Annotated in this window: 14 protein-coding genes, 1 tRNA gene and 1 pseudogene; 8 read left to right on the top strand and 8 right to left on the bottom strand. The window is 61.7% G+C overall.

Annotated features, from left to right (window positions below):
• The first annotated feature begins 36 nt into the window (after positions 1-36).
• Positions 37-2,655 (top strand): TonB-dependent receptor, encoded by a 2,619-nt coding sequence (locus ACGHN1_RS04050; protein ID WP_390548550.1) that lies wholly within the window; start codon positions 37-39, stop codon positions 2,653-2,655.
• A 65-nt stretch (positions 2,656-2,720) separates the two neighbouring features.
• On the opposite strand, the gene ACGHN1_RS04055 is transcribed toward ACGHN1_RS04050, so the two are convergent.
• The gene (locus ACGHN1_RS04055; RefSeq protein WP_390548552.1) at positions 2,721-3,440 is read right to left on the bottom strand and encodes a queuosine precursor transporter; all 720 of its coding nucleotides are present in this window, start codon (positions 3,438-3,440) and stop codon (positions 2,721-2,723) included.
• 61 nt (positions 3,441-3,501) lie between these two features.
• On the opposite strand from ACGHN1_RS04055, the gene ACGHN1_RS04060 reads away from it, so the two are divergent.
• Together ACGHN1_RS04060 and ACGHN1_RS04065 are read left to right on the top strand one after the other, a co-directional pair.
• Positions 3,502-3,578 (top strand) — tRNA-Arg (locus ACGHN1_RS04060).
• Between the two features lie 54 nt (positions 3,579-3,632).
• Positions 3,633-4,049, top strand: coding sequence for a hypothetical protein (locus tag ACGHN1_RS04065; RefSeq protein WP_390548554.1), 417 nt, complete (start codon positions 3,633-3,635; stop codon positions 4,047-4,049).
• Positions 4,050-4,145: 96 nt separating this feature from the next.
• On the opposite strand, the pseudogene ACGHN1_RS04070 reads toward ACGHN1_RS04065, so the two are convergent.
• Positions 4,146-5,174: pseudogene (locus tag ACGHN1_RS04070) on the bottom strand (recombinase family protein); the annotation flags it as partial.
• A gap of 309 nt (positions 5,175-5,483) precedes the next feature.
• Here ACGHN1_RS04070 and ACGHN1_RS04075 point away from each other — a divergent pair.
• Complete coding sequence (locus tag ACGHN1_RS04075; protein WP_390548555.1) at positions 5,484-7,214, top strand: hypothetical protein; 1,731 nt, start codon at positions 5,484-5,486, stop codon at positions 7,212-7,214.
• Here ACGHN1_RS04075 and ACGHN1_RS04080 read toward each other — a convergent pair.
• The 6 genes from ACGHN1_RS04080 to ACGHN1_RS04105 all read right to left on the bottom strand — a co-directional run bounded on the left by ACGHN1_RS04080 (position 7,208) and on the right by ACGHN1_RS04105 (position 17,503).
• Positions 7,208-7,540, bottom strand: a complete 333-nt coding sequence (locus ACGHN1_RS04080) for a hypothetical protein (protein WP_390548557.1) — start codon at positions 7,538-7,540, stop codon at positions 7,208-7,210. The two genes, ACGHN1_RS04075 and ACGHN1_RS04080, sit on opposite strands and share 7 nt — an antisense overlap.
• A 5-nt stretch (positions 7,541-7,545) precedes the next feature.
• A complete protein-coding gene (locus ACGHN1_RS04085) occupies positions 7,546-8,013 on the bottom strand; it encodes a hypothetical protein (protein WP_390548559.1) in 468 nt (155 codons plus the stop codon).
• Between the two features lie 302 nt (positions 8,014-8,315).
• Positions 8,316-12,350, bottom strand: a complete 4,035-nt coding sequence (locus ACGHN1_RS04090; protein WP_390548561.1) for a hypothetical protein — start codon at positions 12,348-12,350, stop codon at positions 8,316-8,318.
• Positions 12,337-14,652: a hypothetical protein gene (locus ACGHN1_RS04095; RefSeq protein WP_390548563.1), complete on the bottom strand. Its 2,316-nt coding sequence runs from the start codon at positions 14,650-14,652 to the stop codon at positions 12,337-12,339. The genes ACGHN1_RS04090 and ACGHN1_RS04095 overlap by 14 nt, the downstream gene beginning before the upstream one ends.
• A 96-nt stretch (positions 14,653-14,748) precedes the next feature.
• The gene (locus ACGHN1_RS04100; RefSeq protein WP_390548565.1) at positions 14,749-17,223 is read right to left on the bottom strand and encodes an AAA family ATPase; all 2,475 of its coding nucleotides are present in this window, start codon (positions 17,221-17,223) and stop codon (positions 14,749-14,751) included.
• Entirely contained in the window at positions 17,216-17,503 is a 288-nt protein-coding gene (locus ACGHN1_RS04105) for a hypothetical protein (RefSeq protein ID WP_390548567.1), read from the bottom strand. The genes ACGHN1_RS04100 and ACGHN1_RS04105 overlap by 8 nt, the downstream gene beginning before the upstream one ends.
• A 585-nt stretch (positions 17,504-18,088) precedes the next feature.
• On the opposite strand from ACGHN1_RS04105, the gene ACGHN1_RS04110 reads away from it, so the two are divergent.
• The 4 genes from ACGHN1_RS04110 to ACGHN1_RS04125 all read left to right on the top strand — a co-directional run bounded on the left by ACGHN1_RS04110 (position 18,089) and on the right by ACGHN1_RS04125 (position 23,646).
• Positions 18,089-21,265: a MobA/MobL family protein gene (locus tag ACGHN1_RS04110; protein ID WP_390548569.1), complete on the top strand. Its 3,177-nt coding sequence runs from the start codon at positions 18,089-18,091 to the stop codon at positions 21,263-21,265.
• Between the two features lie 180 nt (positions 21,266-21,445).
• Entirely contained in the window at positions 21,446-22,357 is a 912-nt protein-coding gene (locus ACGHN1_RS04115) for an exonuclease domain-containing protein (RefSeq protein WP_390548571.1), read from the top strand.
• A gap of 70 nt (positions 22,358-22,427) precedes the next feature.
• On the top strand, positions 22,428-22,976 hold the full coding sequence (locus ACGHN1_RS04120) for a hypothetical protein (RefSeq protein WP_390548573.1): 549 nt from the start codon (positions 22,428-22,430) through the stop codon (positions 22,974-22,976).
• Positions 22,977-23,061: 85 nt separating this feature from the next.
• A complete protein-coding gene (locus ACGHN1_RS04125) occupies positions 23,062-23,646 on the top strand; it encodes a hypothetical protein (protein ID WP_390548575.1) in 585 nt (194 codons plus the stop codon).
• The last annotated feature ends 5 nt before the right edge of the window (positions 23,647-23,651 follow it).

A 23,651-nucleotide genomic window follows, 5' to 3' on the forward strand; every position in this document is an offset into this window, starting at 1 on the left:
CCACCGGGAAAAGGTGGCCGGGAGAGGAGAGGACTTATGGGGGTTAAGGCTACCCTGATGGCGGGTATCTGCGCCATCGCGCTCGCTTATCCGGCGCACGCGCAATCAACCGACGACAGCGACGAGTACGAAGGCGAGGTGATCATCGTCACCGCGACCTTGCGTGCCGAGGATGTCCAGGACATCCCGATCGCGGTCACCGCGGTCGCTCCCGCCGAGCTGCAACGGCAGGGCATTCAGGACATCAAGACCTTGTCCTCCGTATCGCCGAGCTTCAACCTCCAGTCCTCGCAGACCGAGACCCAGGGCACCTCGATCAAGATCCGCGGTGTCGGTACGACCGGCAACAACACCGGGCTCGAAAGTTCGGTCGGCGTCTTCATCGACGGCGTCTACCAGTCGCGGCCAGGCATCGCGCTGGGCGATCTGCTCGATCTCGAGCGGCTCGAAATCCTGAGGGGCCCGCAGGGAACGCTGTTCGGCCGCAACACCTCGGCCGGTGCCCTCAACATCACGACGAAGCGCCCCAACCTGAACGAGGTCGAAGGCTTCGCGAACGCAAGCTACGGCAATTTCGACTATTACGGCGCGCAGGCGGGGATCAGCCTGCCGGTGGTTCAGGACCAGCTGGGGGTTCGTTTTTCCGGCGCCTATCGCAAGCGCGACGGGTTCGTGGTCAGCTCGACGAGCGGCGCGGAGAGCCACAACAAGGACCGTTTCCTCCTGCGCGGACAGGCGCTCTGGGAGCCGACGGCCGACATCAGCATTCGCCTGATCGGCGACTATGCGGAATCGGACGAGAACTGCTGCACCGCGGTCTTCATCAAGGAGACCGAACTGCGGGCGGCGGGTGCTTTTGCCGCCTACGGCCTGCCGCCCAACGGCGGCGTGATCGATTTCGGTCCCGATGCCGTCGAAAACCGCATTTCGAGCGACGATGGCTTCATCAACAACACCAAGCAATGGGGCATCTCCGGACAGCTCGACTGGGCGCTCGGCGACGCGCTCGACCTGACATACATCGGCGCATATCGCCGGTTCGAGGCCGAATCAGGCCAGGACGATTTCGTCGGTCTGGACGTCTACCAGGTGGGGCCGAGTTCGTTCTCCGCGCCCGACTTTCCCTTCAGCGGTGGCACGAACAAATTCATGTCGCACGAACTCCGGTTCCAGGGGTCTCTCTTCAACGATCGCGTCGATTGGTTGATCGGCGCGTATTATTCGGACGAGAAGATCGACGAAATCCAGGCGATGACCCTGGGTCCGGACTTCCAGGCCTATGCGGCGAATGCCCTGTTCCCCTCGCTGGGGACCGGGTTCAACGCCTTCGGTTCCAATCCGCTGATCGCGCTCACCCGGCTTGCCCAACGCACCGGCGTGACGGTGATTCCGGGTCTCGGGCCGATCCCGAACTTTGCTCTGCCGACGACCGTGGGGATCGACGCCAACGGAAGCTTCGCGGTCAACCGCTTCACCCAGGATGCGGAAAGCTTTTCCGTGTTCACGCACAATGTGATCGATCTGACCGACACGATTAGCCTGACTCTCGGGGCGCGCTATGTCGACGAGACGAAGGACGGAGCGTTCGATCAGCTGTCGGCCAGCTCACCCGCTTGCGCCGCCATCGCCAACGGCTTCGGCAACATCGTCACCAATCTGACCACGATCGTGGGGCTGCCGGCGGCCACGGCGCAGGCTCTGGCGGCGGGTGGGCTCGGCCTGACCTGTTTCCCATTCGCCACCCAGGCGAACCTCCCGGCGTCCGCCGTCCTGCCGCTGCCGCGCGAATACGACCTGCGCTTCAAGGACGACGAGCTGACCTACACGGCACAGCTCGCCTACAACAACGACAACGGATTGCTGCTCTACGGCAGTTTCTCTCACGGGTTCAAATCGGGTGGCTTCAACTTGGATCCCGCGGCAGCGGCGGGCGGGGCCGACCCGCGGTTCGATTCCGAGAAGGTCGATGCCTACGAACTCGGCGTCAAGTCGACGACGCTGGACGGCAGGCTGACGGCGAACCTCGCCCTGTTCCACATGGATCTGACCGATTTCCAGGTGCTCGAATTCACCGGGGTGCAGTTCCAGACGTTCAACGTGGCCTCGGCGAAGTCCACCGGCGCGGAACTGGAGATGATCGGCAGGCTGACTCCCTTCTTTACCGCCAATTTCGGCCTGACCTATGTCGATGCGCGTTACGGGGACGATTGCACGGCAGGGATCACCGGGCCAGCCGTACCCACGGTCCAGACACTGTGCGGAGAGGAACTCACCAACGCGCCCGAATTCAGCGGGATCGCCGGCCTGACCTATGACGGGCCGCTGATGAACTCGGACTGGACCGTGCTGGCGAACCTCAACCTCTATTACTCCGGGGCTCGCCGCACGAGCACAACGCCGACGGAGTCGACGCCGCCTTTCGCGCCGCTGCCCTTCGACGTCCAGGAGGACTACTTCAAGATCAATGCACGCCTCGGGTTCACCACCCCGGACGAGCGCTTCACCTTCGAGATCTGGGGTGTGAACCTTTCCGACGAGATTACCCGCGGCATCACGGCCAACGGCCCGATCAGGGGCGGAGCGGGGACCCGGTCCCGCATCGCCTTTCTTGAAGAGCCGCGAACCTATGGCGTGACGGTTCGCACCAAGTTCTAGAGCTCCCGACAGGAGAGGGGAGGAAGGCCGGGCCGCAAGGTCCGGCCTTTTTCGTTGGTGGCGCGCTAGTGCCGGGTGGCAAAAGGGGAGAAATCGGTGCCGGTGTCGAAGATCTCGACGCCTTCGCGCCGTTTGAGCCAGCCGACCACGGCATAGGTCACCGGAGTCAGCGCCGCTTCCCATGCCGTCTTGATCAGCCATTGCGACAGCACCACCTGCCACAACAGTTCGGGCGGCCAACCGGCGAGACCGTAGAAGGCGAGCGGATAGAAGATCAGGCTGTCGAGTCCCTGGCCGACCACGGTCGAGCCGATCGTGCGCATCCACAGGTGCCTGCCCCGGGTCCACAGCTTCATCTTGGCGAGGACGAAAGCGTTGGCGAATTCCCCGGCCCAGAACGCGATCATCGATGCCGCGACGATCCGCCAGGTGTTGCCGAAGACCTGCTCGTAGGCCGCCTGTCCGTTCCATCCTTCGGCAGCGGGCAGAGACACCACCACCCACGCCATGAAGGCCATGAACAGAAGCGCGGCGAAACCGGTCCAGATCACCCGGCGCGCCCGCGCATAGCCATAGACCTCGGTCAGGACGTCGCCGATGATGTAGCTCACGGGGAAGAACAGCACGCCCGCGCCGAAGCTCCACTGGGTGCCGTCCGGCAGGACGATGTATGAAGGCTTGGCCGCGCCGATCAGGTTCGACAGCAGCAGGATGGTGACGAAAGCCGCCATCACCAGGTCGAAATAGCGAAAGTTCGGCTGTTCGCTGGCGGGCGGGTTATCCATAGCTGCTCCGGTTATCGCCGATTGGCGCGGGTGGAAAGCCACGCTATTGCCGGTGCGGTGCGCGCCCGTAGCTCATCTGGATAGAGCGCGAGACTTCTAATCTTGAGGCAGCAGGTTCGAGTCCTGCCGGGCGCGCCAATTTACCATGGAAGTACGCACCGGCGCATCGACGGCGTTGGGCGTGCTTACCGCTTGGACCAAGCTGGCCACCTGGCCACGAACGGTGAGACGCTCCCTGGTCATCACAACCTCGCTGACGAACGCCTGCACGTATTTTTTACGGAGTCCGGGATCGCTGGGATCAGTGAGCTTCTTCCGAAATCCCGCAGCGAAAGCAGCAATGGTTTCGCTGTCGATGCGTCCCCGCTTGTCACCACACTGGCGTTCGAGCAGATTGATCTCCTCATCGAGGGCGGCGCGTCTCGACTGGTGGCCCGCGAGACGCTTCTTGAGATCCTTGTCCTTGGGATCGACCAGTCCAGCCTCGATCGTTTCGAAAAGGCGCTGGATGGCGATTTCGGCAGCCGTGCGCTCGTTGCGCAGCGTGATGATGTCGCGCTTGCGCTTGGCGTCGGCTCCGGCCGATCGTTCGAGAAGTTGAGCGAGTAAGTTCTCGAGGCGGGAAGGATCGAGCAATCGCTTCTCGAGCACATCGAGAACCGCGGCATCGACTTGGTCCATCGGCACATTGTTTCCGCCGCAGGACCGGTCCTTCTTCCTGCGCACATTGGAGCAGGCATAATAGCGATATTGCCCGCCCTTGCCGGTCATGAGCATCATTGTGCCGCCGCATCCCGGATTTCCGCAGCGACCAAGCCCGGACAGCAGAACAGGACTGGAATGCGAGCGCGCAGGCGTCATCTTGGGGTCACGTGACTTGAGGATCGCCTGGACCTTTTCGAACATCTTCTCTGCGATGATCGCGGGAACTTCGACCTCGATCCACTCCTCGCGCGGACGCTTCGTATTGGTGCGGCTGTCCTTCGTGTTGTAATAGTGGCGACCGACATAGGTCTCGCGCGTCAGGATCGAATGGACCAGCGCAGGCGTGAACTTGCGACCACGGTAGCTCAAACCCTTTTCGTTGAGGTGCTGGGAAAGCTTGCCGATGCCCATGGAAGCCTTCCCACCAGCGCCGATGTAGGCGCCATAGACATACTCCACGGTTGCGGCTTCGGACGAGACGACCCTCAGCTTTTTCTTGTGCTTTTTGCCCCGGATTTCGGCCGTGTACGTTTCATAACCGAGCGGAGGCTGCGAGCCGTTCCAGAAACCGTCTTCGGCATTGCGACGCATCACCGCCGTCACCTGCTCGGCGTTGATATCGCTGGCTGCGGCATCCATTGCAGTGATAATTGCGCGCTGCAATCGCGCATGGGGCCCAGGGGAGATATGCTGGGTGGCGCTAAGCAGGTCTACACCGTTCTTCTCGAGCTTACGGCGATACCCTTCGGTCTCGTAGTCGTCCCGGAAGAAGCGCGAGAAGTTGTAGATGAACACTGCGTTGTAAGGCCGCGTTCTCGAGCAGCTATCGGCAATAAGACGCTGAAACTCCGGACGGTTAGCGGAACGACCGCTGATGCCGCCATCGATATACCACTGGACGATGGTGTAGCCATGCCGCTCGGCCTCCCGCGAGATGCCGGTCTTCTGTTCGTCCATCGACGTTCCGGCTTCCGCCTGCTTGCGCGTGGAAACGCGGATATATCCGGCGGCAGGCATAAGCTCGGTCATTGTACGTTAGCGTCCTTGGGGCAGCGCGAAAGGATCGAGGCGAATAGCTCGCTGAGCCACAGCAGTTCCTCGTCGAGTATAGGCAGGTCGGCGGGCAATTCATCGTGCACGACAAAGCCGTCCCGCGATGAATCATGCGCGGCCTGAAAGTCATCGGGAGATGGATCGCTCCGGCTCATGGTGCCGGTATGCGACTGAGCCTGAGATCGAAACCAACAACCCAATATCGGCTGAGTGACTACGCACAAGTTGGCGTAAATTACCATTCATCATAAAATAGGTCGAGAACCCAACGACCTGGACGTTCCGATGATGTATGACGACCTTGCTCATGATGCGATCAACATAGATCGGCGGCTGCGCATACGCGATCGCGACTGTGCTCGTGCGGACATCCAAGATTACGCCCAGCAGCTGATGGATTGGCAGGACGGCAAGATCGCGCTCTCGTCGATCGACCTTGAACCCCACTACATCGCGCGAGGGCGATATATCGCCCGGACCATCGGAGCGCCTTTGGAGCCAGGAAAAGAGGCGGCACCGATCGGCGTGAAGCTTCCGCTCCTGTATTTCTCGCCCCTCTATCATTTCTACCAGGGAAAGCTGACGAAGGTCGAAAGCCAGTATGGCCAGGATCGCCGACTCCCGCATTTGCCGAAAACCAAGCGAGAGATTGCTGCCTATCTTCATTCGACGATGGCGGATGCGTTTTACGGCGAGCGGCTGTTCAGGCTGGTCGCTGGTGTGGACATCGACTCGATTGCTGCATTCCTTGAAAATGTTCGGGGCACGCATCCCGCCATGTTCCTGCTGCTTCTTAGCGAAGAGATTGATCTTGCGATCGAGAAATTGCCCTCGCTCGACTACGCGAAGGGCACAAAGAGCCTGACAGCCCAATGGCGATCCGACTACTTTCCGGATCTCGCCTGTTCGATCGCTTCGGTTTTTCGTATTCTTCGTACCCTTCGCCGCGGCTGCGCCATTCTCAAGGTACTGGCCGCCCGCGATCCGTTCAGACTGTCGGCCATGAAGCGTATAGCTGCCGACCTGAATACCGCGCGTTCGCCGGGGGAAGACCGAAAGATGCTGCGCCGGGCCAACCACACGGTTTATGCGCTGCGCAAAATCGCGTTCGATGATCTCGACTATCACACGGATGGGCAGGGAAGACGTCCAGGCACTTTCCGTTTCGAAAAACAGAGCAGCGACCTTCGCACGCTTGCAGCTTTCTCCAAGTTAGCCGGCCCGGACACGGAGTATTTCGGAACCGTTGTGGAGGACATCATCGACCAAGCCAGGCTCGGACTACCGATGGGAGGGCGACCGCGCATCCTCTGGCCGTCATCAAGTGCTACCGCTGTTCATCGCATCGACCTAAGGGGTGGACTGCGCAGGGACGAGCTCGCCTGCTTCTATGGACTGGACGGGCGAGACATCGCCGTTCATGTCGCAAAGGCTGTCGCCGAGCTTGCTGGGCGAAAGATCATGCCGGACAGGCTGGCCAACTTCGCCAACGTCCTGCTCGAGGCGACGAATTACTGTGAGCCTGGCGAAGCCAACCGCCGTGTCCATCATGTTATTCATGCTGATGATGTCATCCGCCTCGCCTTCGGCAAATTCGGGGAGTTCGGGCACGGTGCTGGTTTCGCTGCCACGACTTGGCGGGATCTGGAACAAGACAAATCCTTGTGGAATCTGCTGGTCACGTCGAATTGGAGCCGCGACCCCAATGCTCGCATGTTCCTCGAAGGGCGGCGGTATCTCTATGCGCTGACGCATGAAGTTCACCGTCTCGGTAAACTCGAGCGCTCGACGCGCATCTTCTGCTATCTCGCCCACAGCATGAGCTTACTTTCCACCGATCCAATCTGGATCCGGATTCAAGAGCGCATTCGTCTATTGGCCGGGGTCACCCTCACTGGGAAACAAGGAAAGCATGCCAGGGCCGGGATGATCGGACCCGGCCCCAAGACGATCGGCGAAATGATGGCGCTGCTCGATCCGCCATTTCCATGCTTCTCGCGCGGCGTCCGTCACTGATCGGCGAGCGGCGGACCTTCTTCCTCGCACTTGCCCGCCATATCGGCGATCTGGAGGAGGTTCAGAGCGTATGACGACCTCCTATTCTGTTCCTGAAATTCGGGGTCAGCGTTCATCAGTTCGATGATCTCGTGGTTGTGGTTCCAGCGCGCGAACAGCGCATCGCACGACGCGTAGAATTCGTTGCTCATTGGTTCGGTATTCCCGAGGTCTGCGATGCGCTCCATGGACGTCGCCTTGAATTCACTGCTGATTTTGAGCGCCATGAGCATCGTCCCCACCGACACCTTTCCGCCAGTGGAACGGTACATCTCATAATTTTTCATCGGTCTTATCCCTTCTTGTTGTAGAGGAGGTGGGCGCCATTGCGATCGAGCCAGTCGGCCGCTTCGCCCCTATTCATCGCCTCGGGTATCTCGATTTCGAGTAGTCTGGCCGTGTCGGCGATCAGGAAGCGCTGTGCCGAAGACATCGGCCGACCGCGCCAGTCGTCGCCTTTTTCGATGGCTGCGGCTTTCCACGAAGCACATTCGTCGTCGTAGGCGACCTTGCGCTTAGTCCATCGCGAGACGGCGAAACGAGCTGCAAGATCGCTGTGATCTTCCTTCACAAGGCCGATGATCAGATCGAGCACGGACATCGTGGACCATCCGGGAACGAGCGAAATGCGCTGCGCGAATTCGGCGGCCTCGAACGTCAGAAGGCCGTGAAATGCGTTTGCATCAGCGTGTCCGAGGTTGCCGTCTACCAGCGGTCCGGCAAGGCTCGCGCAGGCATAGAGGCGTTCGTTAATCGACATCGAAATCTCCTTTCGATGCGAATCTGACGATGAAGCTTGGACAAAACCAACAACCCAATATGACGTCTTCTGGGCCGCTTTCTGACTGTCCGGTTTCAGGCGCAGAAACTGGGAAAGCTGACATCGGGTGCGCTGAAGTCTCGGCTAATCTCGCGAACAAAGCTGCCAATTCAAGCTCGCCATAGCTGCCCAAAACCTGTCTTTTGTTCATATCAACCAATAGCGACAGCTTCGCACCCTCTGGTTGGTTATTGATTTGCTGGCGGCGCGAACGACGGCGTCTGACAGGCGATGGCACAGCACTAAGGGGTGGCCATTTCAGTTACCGGCGGATCGATCAATCGATCGCCTAGCCGCTCGCGCACCGCCCTGCGCAGTCGAATCTTACCGAGATCATCCAGCACGGACGTTGGGAGGGGAGCTCCTGCTGACAGCAAGTCCCGCGCTGGATGACCGGGTTCCAGCAGATAGAGGATTTGATCGGCTTCCACAGGATGGTTCGGCGCAAGCGTTGCCGCACCGACCAGCAGGAGGGCGCGGCGGTTGTTCGAGCTGGCGACGCGCTCGAAGACGCTCACCGCTTGCATTGGCGTGGCATGATTGCAGAGCAGGACGGCGGTCGGCACGGCGAGCAAAGGCGGGAGTTTGAGCAGTAAGGGCGCCGTCACCTGCGCCACGATTTCTGGCTCGACAAACTCAGCGTCTGCCAACGCATCGAGTGCATCGAGCCGGATCCAGCGGGATGTTGGCATCAACGCCATCTCCCATAGCTTCGTGCGGATATCCGCACCGAACGCGTGGGCCGCCAGGATGAGGGCGTTCTGGCTCAACTGACGATCGGGCGTGCGGTCTGCAAGATTCAGAAGCTCCGGTCCCAGATCTGCCGGGAGTTCATCATAATGGGCAAGCGCCTCTATCGCTTCGCAGGCAATCGGATGCGATTCGGGCTCGTGATAATATGCGTCGTTGTCCGACCAAGTGTCGTGAATGAGAGAGCGCAATGCGGCGAGGTGATCGGGATGCGGAAAGTTCTTGAGGATCGCGACCAAAGCGCGGCGGACCCGGCTGCCAGGATCGTTTGCAAGTCTCAGGAGCGTGTCCGGCAATGGCGTGGCGTGTACATTTGAGAGCGCTATGAGCGCGACGCGCCGGGCATCTGCGCGCTTGTGATGCAAGGCGAGCTCGATCAGGCGCTGGCTGCCGAGCGCGACGGCCGCCTCGGCCGCGGCGCGCGCATCATTTTTGTCGTCGGCGACGATCAGCCACCGCTTTATAGCCTCTTCGGCATCGCCACCGCTCGCGACGATGATCGGGACAAGCGATTTCAGCGTGGAAGCGGACAGGCTTCCGATCGTGCTGAGGATGTGGGCGAGCGCGGTGGCGCCCACACCCGTTGCGGCGCGCTTCCTGAACCCGAGCGCGTCAGCGATCTCGCCAAGGTCCGGCGCGATCCTATCAGTAATTTGCTTGAGCTTGGCGGACCGGCCCTTCACGCCGAACCGGCCCCGAGCTTCCCACACATCGACTACGAGTCGCAGCTGCGCGGTCGGCCTTTGGCCGAGCGCGTTTATCACCTCGACAAGCATGTCGGGCGCACACAGGACGGCGGTCGTGCCCAGTTCCGACCGCAGCTGGCTTTCCGCGGGATCGGCCATGAGACGCGCACGTAGATCCGATACAAGTTCGGGGTCCCAATTCTCTCGCGCGGCCCACCAAGTCTGATGCTCGGACGGCTTGTCCTGACTGAGCCGCATCAGCTCGCGAAGTTCGACGATCTCCGGTCGCTCGGCAGATGTGGCGATATCGCGCGCCCAAGCATAAAGCATCTCGTTCACGCGGGGGTGAGCGGCAACGCTCTGCCAACGGCCCTCGCGGCGCAACTGCGCGATATAGGCGTCGACAAAGACGCTCGAGGTATAGCCGTCGCCCTCATGATTGGCCTGGTGGCCTTCCTCGACGGCATGATCGCGCTCGCCATCCTGGATCGCGCGCCATTCCTCGGCGCCTTCCTGCGCGAAATAGCGCTGGATGCTTGTGAGATCATCGAGTGCGGCTTCGACCACTGGGGCAAAGGCTGCAAGGTCGCGGACGGCCCCGGCCGCCACGGTGTCGGCGTTGGATTCGAAACCATTGCCGACCATTTTCCGGGCGGCCTCGCAATAGGCATGAGCGAGGCCGGGCGCGATGCGATCCAATTTCTCAGGAAAGCCGCGACCAAAGCCGCCTCGCTCCCATGGCAGGGCATCGCGCACGAAACGCTCCGCGACCTTGGCGGTCAACGGATCCGCCGCGATGCGGTCATACCACTCGTCAGAATAGGTCGGTGGTTTCCACGTCTTGAGGAAGACCGAAGCGCCTCGCTGCACGCCCAACAGAAGCCAGCGGGCTACTTCGCTCGGCACCGATCGGCTCGATCCCACAGCGGTCGATAATTCGAGCAACGGGGAAAAATGGGACTTTTCGTCTATCAGGCAGTCGTCCAGCCATGCGTCGATCGCTGCCTGAGCGTCCCGATCGATGTCGAAGGGCGGGTCGAGACCCTCGATCCGCTTGCTGAACGCCTTGGTTACCTGAAACGCTCTCGCCGCAGTTTCCAAGCCCCACTCGCTGTAGCTGCCGCCGAGCTTCGTGAGCGCCGCAATGAGCTGTTCGAGCGCGCCCTCGCTGCGCGGCCAATTCGCCTGCAGGAACTTCTCGAAGCCCTCTTTGACGCTTGGATGGGCGAATGCCACGGTCCGCGCAGGCTGGCGCAGATGTCGGGTTGCCACCAGACGGTCGACGACCTTGTCGAGTTCGTCGCCGAGCGCGGGCGCGATCTTGCGGAGCGCGCGCTGAAGTGCGGTCAGGTGCGCGCGGTCGAATTGCGACCGGGCCGCCAGCAGTGCCCAGATGATGGCGGAAAGGCCTGCGCTGTCGATCTTCGACAGATATTTCCCGACTTCATTCTGCACCGCTTCCCGGTGTGCGGCCTCCCGAAGTCGCCGGAAAAAGACATGGTCCGCTTCGCCTTCCGCGGGGCCTTCCTGCAATTCCTTGAAATAGAGATCGATCTCGAGCGGCGTCTCGAACGCCTGCAGCGCATCCGCGCGAAAGGCGAAAGCCTTCGCCTGAAGGTCGGCTGGCAATTGATCCATGCGATTGTCGTGGATCGCGATGAGCGGCCCGTCGTTATACTGATCGCCGTCCAGCTCGATCAACCAATGGTTGAGTCCTGTTCCCACGTCCGCGCTTCGCATCATGTCGTCGCGTGAGGTGACCACATAGAGGTGATTAGGGGTTGCCTTGTCCAACAAGCGCGGCAGTTGCGTGGTCCAGGCCTCGGACCCGCCGCGCAGACTATACTGACCCCAAGGGTCCTCAACATAATATAAGGTGGGGCCGGTATCGATCAGCTTGCGCGTGCTGGCCGGACTGTCGTCGGGTCCAACCGTTACGATCTCCAGCGTTCCGTAACGGTCTCGGGCGAGCTCGCACAGCTTCAGGGCTGCCTGCGTCTTGCCGGTACCCGATGGGCCGCGGATGACGATCGCGTTGCGCTGTTCGAGCAGCTTCGTCATCTGATCGAAGTTGGAGGGCGGCACGAAGAGTTCAAGGCTGGCGGAACTCGCGAGAAATCCACCATGTTTTCTCACCGTGCCGAGCAAGTCCTGGCGAGTCCATATGCCGGGGGTCGAACCGCGCATGCGACGCTTCGCTTCTCCGCGGAGATCGAGCAGCAGGTCGTTTTGTCGTGCCTTGGGGACGTGCAGCAAGTCGGACATCAGGGCGCGCAGGTCGGCGGCAAGCTGCTTTTCCGTCAGACTGCCCCAGATCGCCACCCTGCCCTCAGGGCTCTTCTTCAGTGTCGACTTGAGGGTGGCCGGAAAGGCGTTCTTGTCGGAGGGTTCTTCAAAGTCGTCGACCATAAGGTTGCGGGCGACGCCTTTCGCATCGGCGCTGGTGACAAGAAGATAGCGCGTCGCCGGATCGTCAAGATGGCGAAGCGCGGGCCGCCGCTTCTTACCATGCTTGAGCAGCGCGCGAAAATCTTCGATCGACCAAGGTTCTCCGCTTCGCCGCTTGACTTGGATGACGAGCTTGTAGCCGCCAGCCACCACCGCGCTCGGCTCCACACGCCCCGCCACGTCCGGCGCTAGGTCCGCTTCGAGGTCTTCCTCATTCGCGGGTTCGAGGATGAGCCGACTGGCCGCCTTGGTAATCAGAAGAAGCCGTAATGCCGCCAAGATCGACACATCGACTTGGTAGTCATAGCCTGCCTGCGCTGCGGCAGCACCGGTGAGTGAGGTCTTTTGCCCGACATCTGATCGCCCCATTTGCTTATCGTCACTTGTCGACATCGTCGAAGACTGAGCGCTTCGTAGCCGTAGCGTCGAGCGAGGACGGCTCTTCTTTCTTCTGCGTGACGATATGGGTCCAGTCGGTGTCGTCTTCAGCCTCCTCGTCGCGCTCCCGCCTGCGTTCTTCGAGTCTGTCGACCGCCACCTTCACCTGATCTCGCGCGTCGTCGACCAAGCCAACCGCATCCTCATCCAGCTCGACGCCAATCTCCTCGATGCGATCGAGCGCGCCGAGCAATTTCTTGAAGTGGCTGTCGGGTTCTTCGTCCAGATCGGCATCCGCGGCGATCTCGTCGATCTTCTCCTCAAGGGCCGGCAGCAGATTGGTTCGCAGTGCCAGGCCTAATCCGACGAGATGAAGCGGCGATATGAGCGCGAGCATCGCCCTTTCAGCAAAGAAGGACATATCGAGGTCTGAGAGCGCAGCGGATTCGAGGCTACTGGCGGCCTCGCGCCGCAATTCATCCGGGAGCAAACCGAATTGATGAGCGCGGGCGTAGGTTTGAAACCGAGGGTCGTTGGCGAGGGGTTCGGTCCTCCAGCAGTACCGTTGAAGTAGCTCCGGAAACTGCCCGATCGCCTTTGTGAAAACCGCGTCGCTCGCCCTGTAAGACAGGAAGTGAAACAGCATCCAGTTTTGATGGTTTTCGTCCGGTGTGTGGCCGAGGCGCGCTACCAGAGCTTCGTCCAGTACGGACGGAATCACCAAGGCATCGCGAATGAGCGGCGATCCTTCGCAGGTGAAGCTGCCGAGGATCGTATCGATTGGTGCGCCGCGGATGAGTGCGGCCATCATATGAGGTTTTTGCCGCAGAATCTCCGTCAGAGCATCCGATATGGTCGGATGCGCGAAGGTCCATTTGGTGCCGGACAGCTTGAGAAACGAGCCCTTCAGTTCGGCGAAGCAGTCTTGGATCTTGGCCAGGGTAAAACCGGTCAAGTCTGCAACCGCCTGCGCTGCTGCCGCATCATGGTCGCTGGGATCGAAGCCGGTTTGATTGACATAGACGAGGTAGAGCGCGGCCTGCAGTTGCTCGTCCAGTGCGCTGACCGTGTCGATAAGGTGCTCAGTCGGCTCCTCCATGAATCGAACGAGCGAACCTTCGCGCGGCGCCAGTCCCTTGGTAAAGTTCGGGTCGCCAAGCCGCTCGGCGATTCCAGGCAGGAACTCGTCGACGGCGGCGACGGCAGCCAGATGCGGCTTGACGCTCGAGCGCCAGTTCTGGCTTTGCTCGCCGAAATTGATGTGGTTGTAGAGAATCTGCGCCTTCTCTTCTAAGGCCAGTTCACCGACATCGACTACGGCGCTGCCATCGGCGAATTGCGCTAGATTGCGCTGACCTAGCCTGCGCCGCGCTGCCTCGTAAATATGCCTGCGCGAAGTCAGCAGGAAGCGGTTGCCGTGCTTGATGGCAGCGCGCAACTTTGAAAACGCCGAGGCCCAATCCTGTACGTAGTCGTCGCGCAGCACGTTTGAGCCAAAGGCATCATCAATCCAGAAGAAGCGGCCGGGATCGTTGGGATTCCAGCCAGCCTCGAAATCGCGTGGACTGGTCAGAGCGAGCACGGTGTTGTCGGGATTCTCCGAAGCGATCGTCGAAACGATCGCGCCGATCGCCGATTTGCCGCTCGCAGGATTGCCGAGCAGAAGAACCACGCCATGGTCCGAGATGGCGTTGACGGCGTCGCGATGCGCCCGGGTCGGAACATAGGTGCGAAGTTTCGGAATCCAGCTATCCAGCAGCGCGCGGCTCTGCTCGCTGAGCCGTTCGTCGACGATCGCGGTCAAATCCCCCAAGCCGTAGACCTGCGGCACGAGGGCGCGCAGGCGTGCACTGCTCTTGATGACCCGAACGATGTATTGGCGCCCCAGTATATGCGGCTTGCGAACGCCGAGTTCGCGCAGTTTGGCTCGCATGGCGGCCGCAACCGGCGCATCCACGCTCATGTTGGTCATGAAGACGTATGTGTCTGCCTGGCTGCCTTTGACGAGTTCTTCGACGTTACCGATTTCGGCGGAGAGGTCGCTGACCTTCAACGCTTTGCCGACATCCGACGTGTGCTTGCACTGGATCGTGCCGATGGGTTGCTCGCCATTTGGCGAGGGGATGAGAAAGACCGCGTCCTGACCGCCATCCTGGGCCTCTCGGAATATTTCGACGGGACGGCCAAGTACCACTTGGCAGACTTGCGAGCAAAGGTCTTGAAAGGCGCGCCAACCGATCGTGTGAAGCGCGAGGTCGCTCCAGGGGCCATGCGCGCGACGTGGGTGGCGTCCCGCAGTTTCGATTTGACCGTGCACGGTTCTCACACCCTCGCTTTGCCCCTTGTGAAGAAATGGGTCGGCATTCCCCGATTTGCCCTCATCGACAGCTTAGCGCTCCAACCTTGACTTTCCTTACGCGACAAGCGGTTTCAACTCGAATTGTGTCTCGCATTTGTCGTAAGCGCAGACCGGCTTGCTGAGGCCGAATGGCCTCTGATACTTCGTGCGGCCGCACACGCACTCGAACTGCCTCCGGAACGCCCTAAATTCATCCCAGCGCGTCTTCTCGTCTCCGATCGAACCGTCGCCATAGGGGGCGTCCTGAAAATGGCTGCCGAAATTTTCGATGTCCCCCTTCACCAAGCTGCCAATGAAGCGATTATTTACGCCGGGTACATCGGCCGGCGTCAATTTGATGTCGCGAAGGAAGCGGCCGATCGCCGAGGCCAATTCGGATCGTTCGTAGGAATAGGCTTTTTCGAGCTGGCGGATGCGGACGTTGACGCCGAAGCCACGCGCTATTCCGAGCAGCCATTCCTCCTCGGCCTGACGCATCTCGTTGGCCGCAGATTCGCCCTTTTCCCAGCGATCGGCGATCATCTCATCGGTCACTTTATGGTCGGCGAAGCGCGGGCCATAGGCCGGGTCCAGCCCGATGATGCGCGTGAACTGCCAGTCCTTCGCCGCAAGCTGATCCTTTAGGTGATTGAAAAACCGCTCGTCATGGGTGACGAGAATGATCTGGCAGTCGGTGAACATCTTGGCGAGCAGCGCGCCGATCGCCCGGCGATGGTCGGCGTCATAGGAGGTGACGACGTCGTCGAGCGCGATCACCGGGGCGGCGCCGTTGAACTTCTTGATCGCCGCAAGGCGCAGCGCCAACGCCACCGAATGGATCTGGGAGTCGCTAAGATACCCGCCGGGCGCGACGCCCTGGCGATTGTCGGCGAAATCAATGACCAGCTGCATGCGCTGCTGGTTAGTATCGTCCTCGCCGGGCAGTTCGAGCCGGATCGGCCTGGCCATGTCGCCCTGAATTTCTTTGTAGATGTCGTTCATCGGCGTCTGGAGCGTGTCGAGCAGCGACTGGACCTTCTCGCGAATCTTGCCCGAGACGAGCGTGGCCTGCGTGCCGAGCGCCTCGTGCAGCGCGGTGAGCTCCGCGGTCGTGCGCGTCGCCTGCGCTACCTCCGTCTGGAGTTTCAGCAGTCGGTCGATGCTCGCCTTGGCCTTAACCCACGTATGTTCGCCCTGCTTTTCCTCAATAGCGGCGATGTCCTGATCGAGACCGGTCAGGTGTCCCTCCAGCTCGGCGGTGATCGCGGCGGACGCGGGCGCCGCGGCGGCTGGCCAAGCAGCAACCCCGGTCTGATATTCGATAAGTGCTGCCCTAAAGCCGTCCGGATCATCGTCGGACAGATGATCGATCATCGCGGGAAGCCGCGCGATCAACTGGTTGTGCGCCTTGGTGGCGGCTTTGTCGGCGTCGTCCAACGCGGTCTTGGCGTCGTTGTAGCTTTGTAGATCGTCGAGACGGGTCTTCAGAAGATCGCGAACCGCGTGCACGCTTCCGGCAGCGGTATCGCCGATAGCCGTCGCGCAGACCGGACACTCGTCCGGAGCCGCGGCATCGTCGGCGAACAGCTTCTCGGCCTCCTTCCACACTGACCGGAAGACCGTGCCCGCCGCCTTGTCGCGCTCTTCAGCTTCGGTATCCGTGGCGTCGGCCAGCGCCGACAGCGCTTTGTCGAAGGCGGCGATGGCGCCCGAATATTCGGGGTCGCCACCGTCGTCGGGCAAGGTCTTCTGCCACAGCGCGATAACCGAGTTGCGGACCTGTCGCAGCCCAGCGAGGCCGACGCTCGCCTCCTCGGTTGCGACACGTTTGCCGATGTCGACATAGCTGGCGTCCGCGGCATCGAGCGCAGCCATTGTCAGCGCGGGATCGAGCGGCGCAATGACGTTCGTGTTGACGAAGTCGAGCACGGCAGCGTCGTCCCACGCCTGCACGGCCTGGTCGGTCTCGGCGCGCAGCTGCCCGGCGAGACGAACCTGTTCGGTCGTGCTCTCGGCAGCGGCCTTAATCTCGCGGCGCAGCAGCCGGAGATTCTTCTGGACCTCAACCAGCGGCGAGAGCTGCAACCAGCTCACGATATCGCTGTAGCGAGTCTCCGCTTTATGCTCCTCGACAAAGGTGCGCAGTGTATAGCCGCGGATGATCGGCGCGACGACGAATCCGGTCTTCATTGCAGTGGCCGCTGCATGGATTGGACGTGGATTTCCGACCGCCGTACGGCTGCCATCGGTGGTGACCTTGCCGGTGATGGTCGTGAACTTGACCACTGGCGCGATGCCCGCCGCCTGTGCGCCATTATGAGCCAGCGCGGATGGTCCAGCCTGGTTGTTCAGCGTGCGCTGTCCGAGCCGATCGAGCGTGCCATGTTCGGAGAAAAGGAATTCGAGCGCATCGATCACGCTCGACTTGCCCAAGCCGTTTGGCGCGAAGATCGCGAGGCTGGGCTTTTTGCTGAGGTCGAACGTTTTGGGCTGGAGATAGGCGCGAAAGCCTTCGAGCGTCAGCGAGTGCAACAGCGTCTGATCAGCCATCGGCCTGCTCCTCGTCCGGGGCCGCGCGCTCAGCGGCCAGCGCCAGGATTGCCGTCTTGGCATTCGCGATGACATTGTCGTGCGGCGTGACGGTCAACAGATGATCGGACAAGATGGCGGCCAGATCGGCATCGACGTCATCGGAGGACTTGAGCGCAAAGGAGACGTCGGTCAAAAACGCTTCGGGCGTTTCCACCACATCCGCTTCCGGAGCGGCAAGGGCCGCAATCACGTCGGGCGCCACCGCATCCGCGGGTGCTGCTCTCTCGTCCTCTTCCACCAGTTCCCCTCTTCCTGCCCGCCTGGAAATCAGGCACGACACCACCGTGCTGCCTCTCCACGCCATCGGGAAGACTAGCCAATTTTGGCGGAGCGACAACGATTGACCTCCGCAACAATCTGAGTCGAATTGAGGAATTTTATTCCTCAAGGCAACTGGCACGATAGTCTGACGATTTAGGCGCATCGCGATCAGCCTGGACGGAAGACAGCTTTTCGTGGGCGACATGTTGATAGCGGGCTTCTCAGACCGTCCAACGAAGCGCACGCTCGAGCGTAACGATGAACGAAGGGTGGCTTTACGCCTGCTACGGTTTAGCAGCTGCCGTTCGGGATCGTCCGACAGCTCCGCCATTTCACCCGCATCGGATTGATGTCAGCTTTCGGGTGATCGGCGGCGAAGCTTCAGCGACCGAAATTAGGGCGCGAAACTGACATCGCCGGTCGTCGCAGAACTACTTCATCAAGTGTATCCGTATGCCAACCCATGCTGCTGAAGAATGGTCACGCATTGGGTTGCAGGATTAAGGCAATCAAGAAGGGCAGAAAGGAGGTGTGGGGGTCTTAGCGAGAGAAATTGTTTAGCATGCGCCAAACGAAAAGGACCCCCACACCACCCACAGCCGAAGAGCGCGATGGCATCGCGCGCACCTATTCCTATACGCTTGACGGGACCATCGTCTCGCTGACCCGGGCAGAGGTGAAGGACATCGCCATTCACCGTCGCGATGCGGTCTCGGCGAGCCGCCACGAGCGGCGCAGGATGGCCGCGATCCTGCGCGACGACCGGCTTCAAGCTCGTATCAACAAGGCGATTCAGCGCAAGCTCGACAGGGTCGAAAGGCGGTTCCCGCCCAAGAAGATCCGGGTTCGCGTCGAGCAGCAGAACCGTAAGAAATTCCGCCGAAAACAGCGCCGAGTTGCGTCGAAAGCCATGGTTCCGCTGCCATCATACGAGGCGCCCATCCTCGACCGGCAGGGCCGACGCGCGATCGTGATGATGATCGATTACGATGGCGCGAAGCGGCATTCCTTCGGCATCACGGGGCGCAGGATCGTCTATATGTCCGACGCGGAACATTGCGAACTCGATCCCCTGGGCAGGTCGATATTCTTCAGCAACATGGGCGGTGATCTCGACGAAATCCTCATGGGCGCGGACGTCCTCGAACTGACGCAGCGCGAGAGCCGGGTGGATGCAAAGACCAACGTCAATATCATCATCCAGATGCCGCATGACGTTCCGCAGGAGGTGCGCATCGCAATCCTGAAAGCGGTCGCGCACGAACTGTTCGGTCGTCATGGCCTGCCCTATGCCGCAGCGCTCCACCGGCCGGATCCGGATGGTGATCAGCGCAATTTCCATGGCCATATCTGCGGCAGCTGGCGGCCGATGACGCGCACCGAGGCCTATGGCTGGGAGATCGCCCAGGACTATCGCGCGGACCTCGATGGCGGCGAATATTGGCGCCATGCACGTCGCAGGATCGCCGAGATCATGACGGCGACCCTCGAAAGGGCAGGGACCCAACGGCACTATACGCACCTCTCGAATGCCGAGCGTGGGCTCGTCCACAAGCCGCAGAAGAAGCTCGACAAGCGCAAAACGCGGACCGCGCGGGAGGGCGAATTCGTGGCCGATGTCGAGGCGAACCGAAGGGTGATCGAAGCCAATCTTCGGCTCGAAAGAGCTCTCGAAACGAAGCGGGAAGAACGCCGGAAGAGAGCCCTGAAGCGCCGGCTTGCGGTACTAGCGAAGCTGGAACTGGCGGTTAGATCGCCTCTCGATTTGCGCCCCGTCGCTGGTGTCGGAGTTGGCGCCGATAGCGCATCCTCCGTCCTTGTCAGTGGTGTGACGAGCCATAAGCCCGGCCCATCGCTGAGCGGGGTCGCAGCACCCAAAGAACGATTGTCCACAGCGGCTATCGGGCCGGTCGAAGTGGCGCAGATCGCGGCCCAGACACCGCTTGAGAAGGTGGAATTGCGGCTTGAGAAAGGCCCGGGTACGCGCCCGTTCAAGCCGGTCGAGGGCAACATCGATCCAGGACCGAATACGAGCTTGAACGCTGTCCTGTCATCAGGCGCCGACACTTCCCCGGGCATTACTACGGTCGTGTCGGCGTCGTTGCCACCCCCGGCGCTTGCTCCCGTGTCGCCCTCCTCATACCCAACCGCCAATCTGAAGCCAGTTGCGCCTATGGTGTCGCCTCTAGCGTCTCTACGTCCCGTAATCGGAGCGACCGATAGAGACATCGTCCTTCGGCCGGTGGCTGCGATTGCGCCTGACGTGAACGCCCTCGGGATCTCGAATGTGTCCCCGGTAAGCCCAACGAGCCAGACAGCGCCGATACTGCGTCGGATCGACGCGGCGCGGGCCCATTCGCCCGTGATCGCCCCGGTAGCGGCGCCCACAATCAAGAATTGGCCGTCCATTCGCCCTGTCGCTCCGGTCTCCGCGACTGCCCAATCCTTACCAGGATTGCGACATATCCGACCGGTCAAACCTTACTTTGATCCAGGCGTGCGACTGCAGCCGGTCCGGGCGCCTGGCTCCCATCCGAGCCCTGATCTTCGCCCCGTCGAGCTCCCGCAGTCGAGGAAAATGCCGATCATCCGCGCCGTCTCGCCGCCGCGGGTCCATTCGCCCGTGATGGCCCCGGTAGCGGCGCCCAAAATCAAGAATTGGCCGTCCCTCCGCCCGGTCGCTCCGGTCTCCGCGACAGCCCAATCCTTCCCGGGATTGCGACATATCCGACCGGTCAAACCTTACTCTGATCCAGGCGTGCGACTGCAGCCGGTCCGGGCGCCTGGCTCCCATCCGAGCCCTGATCTTCGCCCCGTCGATCTCCCCCAGGCGAGGAAAATGCCGGTCATCCGCGCCGTCTCGCCGCCGCGGGAATGGCCTGGGATCAAATTAGTGTCCCCGGTGTCCGTGCCTATCCAAACCGGGAAGCCGGGCGTGCCCTTCGGCCTCACATCCGTCGACCCTCCTGGCGAAGCGCGGACCGACTCCGAACTGGTCGACACGATGCGTGATCTTGTCGAGCGGCTCGAACGGCTCGCGCGAGAAATCTCGGCCAAGCGCGGGCAGGGGGCGCCGGTCCCGCCATTGGCGGGCAGGAACAAGGCGGCTTCTGCGGCACGCGATCTGCCCCCCTCGAGCGATGCGAACGATACGCTCGCGAGCGAAATCGAGACCGCGCGCGCCTTTGTTGCCCGGGTCAAGGACAAGGCAATCCATGTCGGCATCACCGAACAGGGACTGGTCCTGCCGCAGCCGATCTACTGGCCAGGCAACCGCCTGACGTTGCGGGGCTTGAGCGACCCGGCGGTACAAGCCGAGCTCGTCCGGATGGAGCAGCGCCAGGCTGCGTTCATGCGGCATATCCATCCGATCCTGGGCGAGGTCGTGACCGCTAAGATGCTCGTCAAAGGCAATGCCGCCATCATCGACGCGCTTCCTGAAAAAGAGCGAGAGGGTGCCCGCCGCTGGGCCACCACGGGTATGTGGCCTACTCTGTTGCGCTGGGTGACCGAAGAGGGCGAGCGCCGCAGCAGACGCGATCTGCGGCGCTGGAAGAGCGCACGGGACAAGGCCGATGGCTCGCAGTTCGCCCTGGCGGACAGGGCTGCAATGCAAGTTGGGAAATGGCCCCTCGACCTCGATGCGGACGACTGGCGAGCGCTGCGGGAGGGCGCCGATCGACACCGTGCTAATTTGGCGGCGCACCAGGCGCGCGCCCGCTCCCAAGGTATCGTCTGAACGCGATCCTTCTGGTCGCTTGCCCGCTATTGGCGCACCCATGCCACCGCAGGTGGAATAGGTTCGGCCTCCCAGGAGGTCGTCTGAATTCTCGAGGCTGACGGTGCAGCCGAGGGTGAAGTGGTGAAGGAAAAGGCTTCGCCGCGACATCCTCGTGTCACAGCCATCAAGGAGAATATCATGATATCGAAAAGCCCCTGCCGGCCTTCGCAGGCCGACGAGGACGTTCGGATCTTGCGCCGCATAACGCCGCTTCGCGAATGGCAAGCCCCCGCCGATGCGGGGCCGCCGTTCATGAAAATCGCCGTGCTCGATACCGAAACCACCGGGTTCGATCCGCAATATGACGAGCTGATCGAGATCGCCGTTGCCATGATCGTCATCGACGATCAGGGTCGCCTGATTGCGGTTGAGAACTTGCGGAGCGGCATGCGGCAGCCATGCCGTCCGATCGAACCGGAGATCAGCCGGATTACCGGGATCACCACCGAAATGGTCGAAGGCAAACGGTTCGTCCCGCAGCAGATCGCCGACCATCTTGCCGAGGCGGATGCCTGCCTGGCCTTCAACGTCGCCTTCGATCGGCGTCATCTCGAAGAGCTCGTGCCGGAGGTCGGCGCGATGCCTTGGATATGCGCCATGGCGGATGTCGGCTGGCGCGGCCTCGGCTTCGATGGCCGCGCACAGGGGTATCTCCTGACGCAGGCGGGCCTGTTCAATCCCGTCGCGCACCGCGCGAGCGACGATGTCGCCAGCCTCGTCAATCTCCTAGCGCATGTATGCGGGGACGGGCGCACTGTCATGGCCCACGCCCTTGAAGGTGCGAAGGCACCCCGCTGGCGTTTCGAAGCGAGCGATCTGCCGCATCGGCTGCAGAAGGACGCGTATCGTCGCGGCTACCGCCGGTCGTTTCATGGCGTCTATCACAAGCTCGTGCGAGAGCCGGACCACGACGCCGAGATCGCCTGGTACCGGGAACTGGTCGGCCGCGATCCGACGATGGTCCCGGTGGACTGGATCGATCGCTATCGGTCCGATTGGACCTGGGAACCGGTGAAACGGGAACTGGAAGTAGCGCACTGGCGGCGCTGAGGGTGGGCCATCCGGTTGAGGAAAAAGGCTCCGGCGAAGACGCCGTCACACTGACATAAGGAACAAATCGATGAACAAACCCCAAGCTGGTGGGCTCGAAGCCCACCGGGCGAACGCGCTTGCCCTGCGCCTCGAACTCGGATTGCCGGTGACCGCGACGGGCACGTCGGCGGTGACATTCGGCGGCGTGGTGACCGCTAGCCTGCCGGTCATGGAAGGCATCGCTCGCAAGGCTTCCACCGATCGTCAGGACGCAGTGTTCGCGGTCTACAATACGGACGCGGACACAAGGCCCGCATGGTATTTCCTGGTTTTCCGCATGTTGGACTCGATCGGCATGGTGCGGGTCGAACCGGTCTGCATTGGCGCAGAAAAAGCGCTCGTCCTCGTCACCCTGGACCGGAGCCGTCAGTTCGCCATCGATGGGCGGGGTATCCTGAGAGAAATGCCGGTCGGCAAAGCGTCAAAACGATCGGGCGCATTCGCACGAGCCGAGCTTCGTATTGCGGCTGCGGCTGAAGCGCTCGCTCCGGTTCTCAAGACGGGGGCGTGGAAGGCGACTCCATTCGCGTTCCAGTCCGACGGCACCGCGGTCCCGGTCGACACCGCAGCAGCCTGACCGCCTTCATCGACCTGACCCAAAAGGGCGGCGCTTCCAGCAGGAGCGCCGCCCTTTCTCGTTCTACACAAAGAGGACCATTTTCATGGCCGATACCTTACGGCGGCACCCGCAGATCGTGTGCTCGCTCGCCATCATCCGCGACCGAAATGAATTCGCTACCCGCTCGGCGATCCGTTCGACCGCGATCTTCACCGTCACCCGCGGCCGGCAAGGAGCGGCGAGGTTTGCGATCGAACATCGCGCTTTCGACAAGACCGCGACCCGCGCGGACATCCTTGCCGTTGTTGCCGAACGCATACCATCCGATGCGACCGTGATCGCACGCGCTTCGCGCACTCCGCAGCACTATCTGCGCCATGCGTTCGCCGCGGGCGGACCGGTACCACCGGCCGACCTGCAATTGCTGCAACGGGAACGCGGCGATCTCGACCTCTTGCCGCTCGAATGCGCAAACCGCGCGATGGAGGAGATCGCCGCGGCGTATCGGATCGAGCGGGCAGGGCCCGGTTCGAACATCCTCTCCCGGTCGCGCAGGGCACCGGACGAGGCGCAATGCCTGTGGCTGGCCTTCCTCTGGTCGAGTTTTGCACCGCACGAGCGAACCTCGCTCAGCACGGCGTGGGAAGCATGGCGAGCGATCGAACGGGCGCGGCCCGTCGGGTTCTAAGGGCT

This window comes from Qipengyuania sp. MTN3-11 (genome assembly GCF_042851825.1).
In the GTDB taxonomy this organism is placed as follows: Bacteria; Pseudomonadota; Alphaproteobacteria; order Sphingomonadales; family Sphingomonadaceae; genus Qipengyuania.

What these genes read in the sequence shown, in the direction of transcription:
- ACGHN1_RS04115 (WP_390548571.1), top strand. Translation starts at nt 21,446, where the DNA reads ATGATATCGAAAAGCCCCTGCCGGCCTTCGCAGGCCGACGAGGACGTT.
- ACGHN1_RS04080 (WP_390548557.1), bottom strand. Translation starts at nt 7,540, where the DNA reads ATGAAAAATTATGAGATGTACCGTTCCACTGGCGGAAAGGTGTCGGTG.
- ACGHN1_RS04100 (WP_390548565.1), bottom strand. Translation starts at nt 17,223, where the DNA reads ATGGCTGATCAGACGCTGTTGCACTCGCTGACGCTCGAAGGCTTTCGC.
- ACGHN1_RS04075 (WP_390548555.1), top strand. Translation starts at nt 5,484, where the DNA reads ATGATGTATGACGACCTTGCTCATGATGCGATCAACATAGATCGGCGG.
- ACGHN1_RS04050 (WP_390548550.1), top strand. Translation starts at nt 37, where the DNA reads ATGGGGGTTAAGGCTACCCTGATGGCGGGTATCTGCGCCATCGCGCTC.
- ACGHN1_RS04055 (WP_390548552.1), bottom strand. Translation starts at nt 3,440, where the DNA reads ATGGATAACCCGCCCGCCAGCGAACAGCCGAACTTTCGCTATTTCGAC.
- ACGHN1_RS04120 (WP_390548573.1), top strand. Translation starts at nt 22,428, where the DNA reads ATGAACAAACCCCAAGCTGGTGGGCTCGAAGCCCACCGGGCGAACGCG.
- ACGHN1_RS04110 (WP_390548569.1), top strand. Translation starts at nt 18,089, where the DNA reads ATGCGCCAAACGAAAAGGACCCCCACACCACCCACAGCCGAAGAGCGC.
- ACGHN1_RS04085 (WP_390548559.1), bottom strand. Translation starts at nt 8,013, where the DNA reads ATGTCGATTAACGAACGCCTCTATGCCTGCGCGAGCCTTGCCGGACCG.
- ACGHN1_RS04125 (WP_390548575.1), top strand. Translation starts at nt 23,062, where the DNA reads ATGGCCGATACCTTACGGCGGCACCCGCAGATCGTGTGCTCGCTCGCC.
- ACGHN1_RS04090 (WP_390548561.1), bottom strand. Translation starts at nt 12,350, where the DNA reads ATGTCGACAAGTGACGATAAGCAAATGGGGCGATCAGATGTCGGGCAA.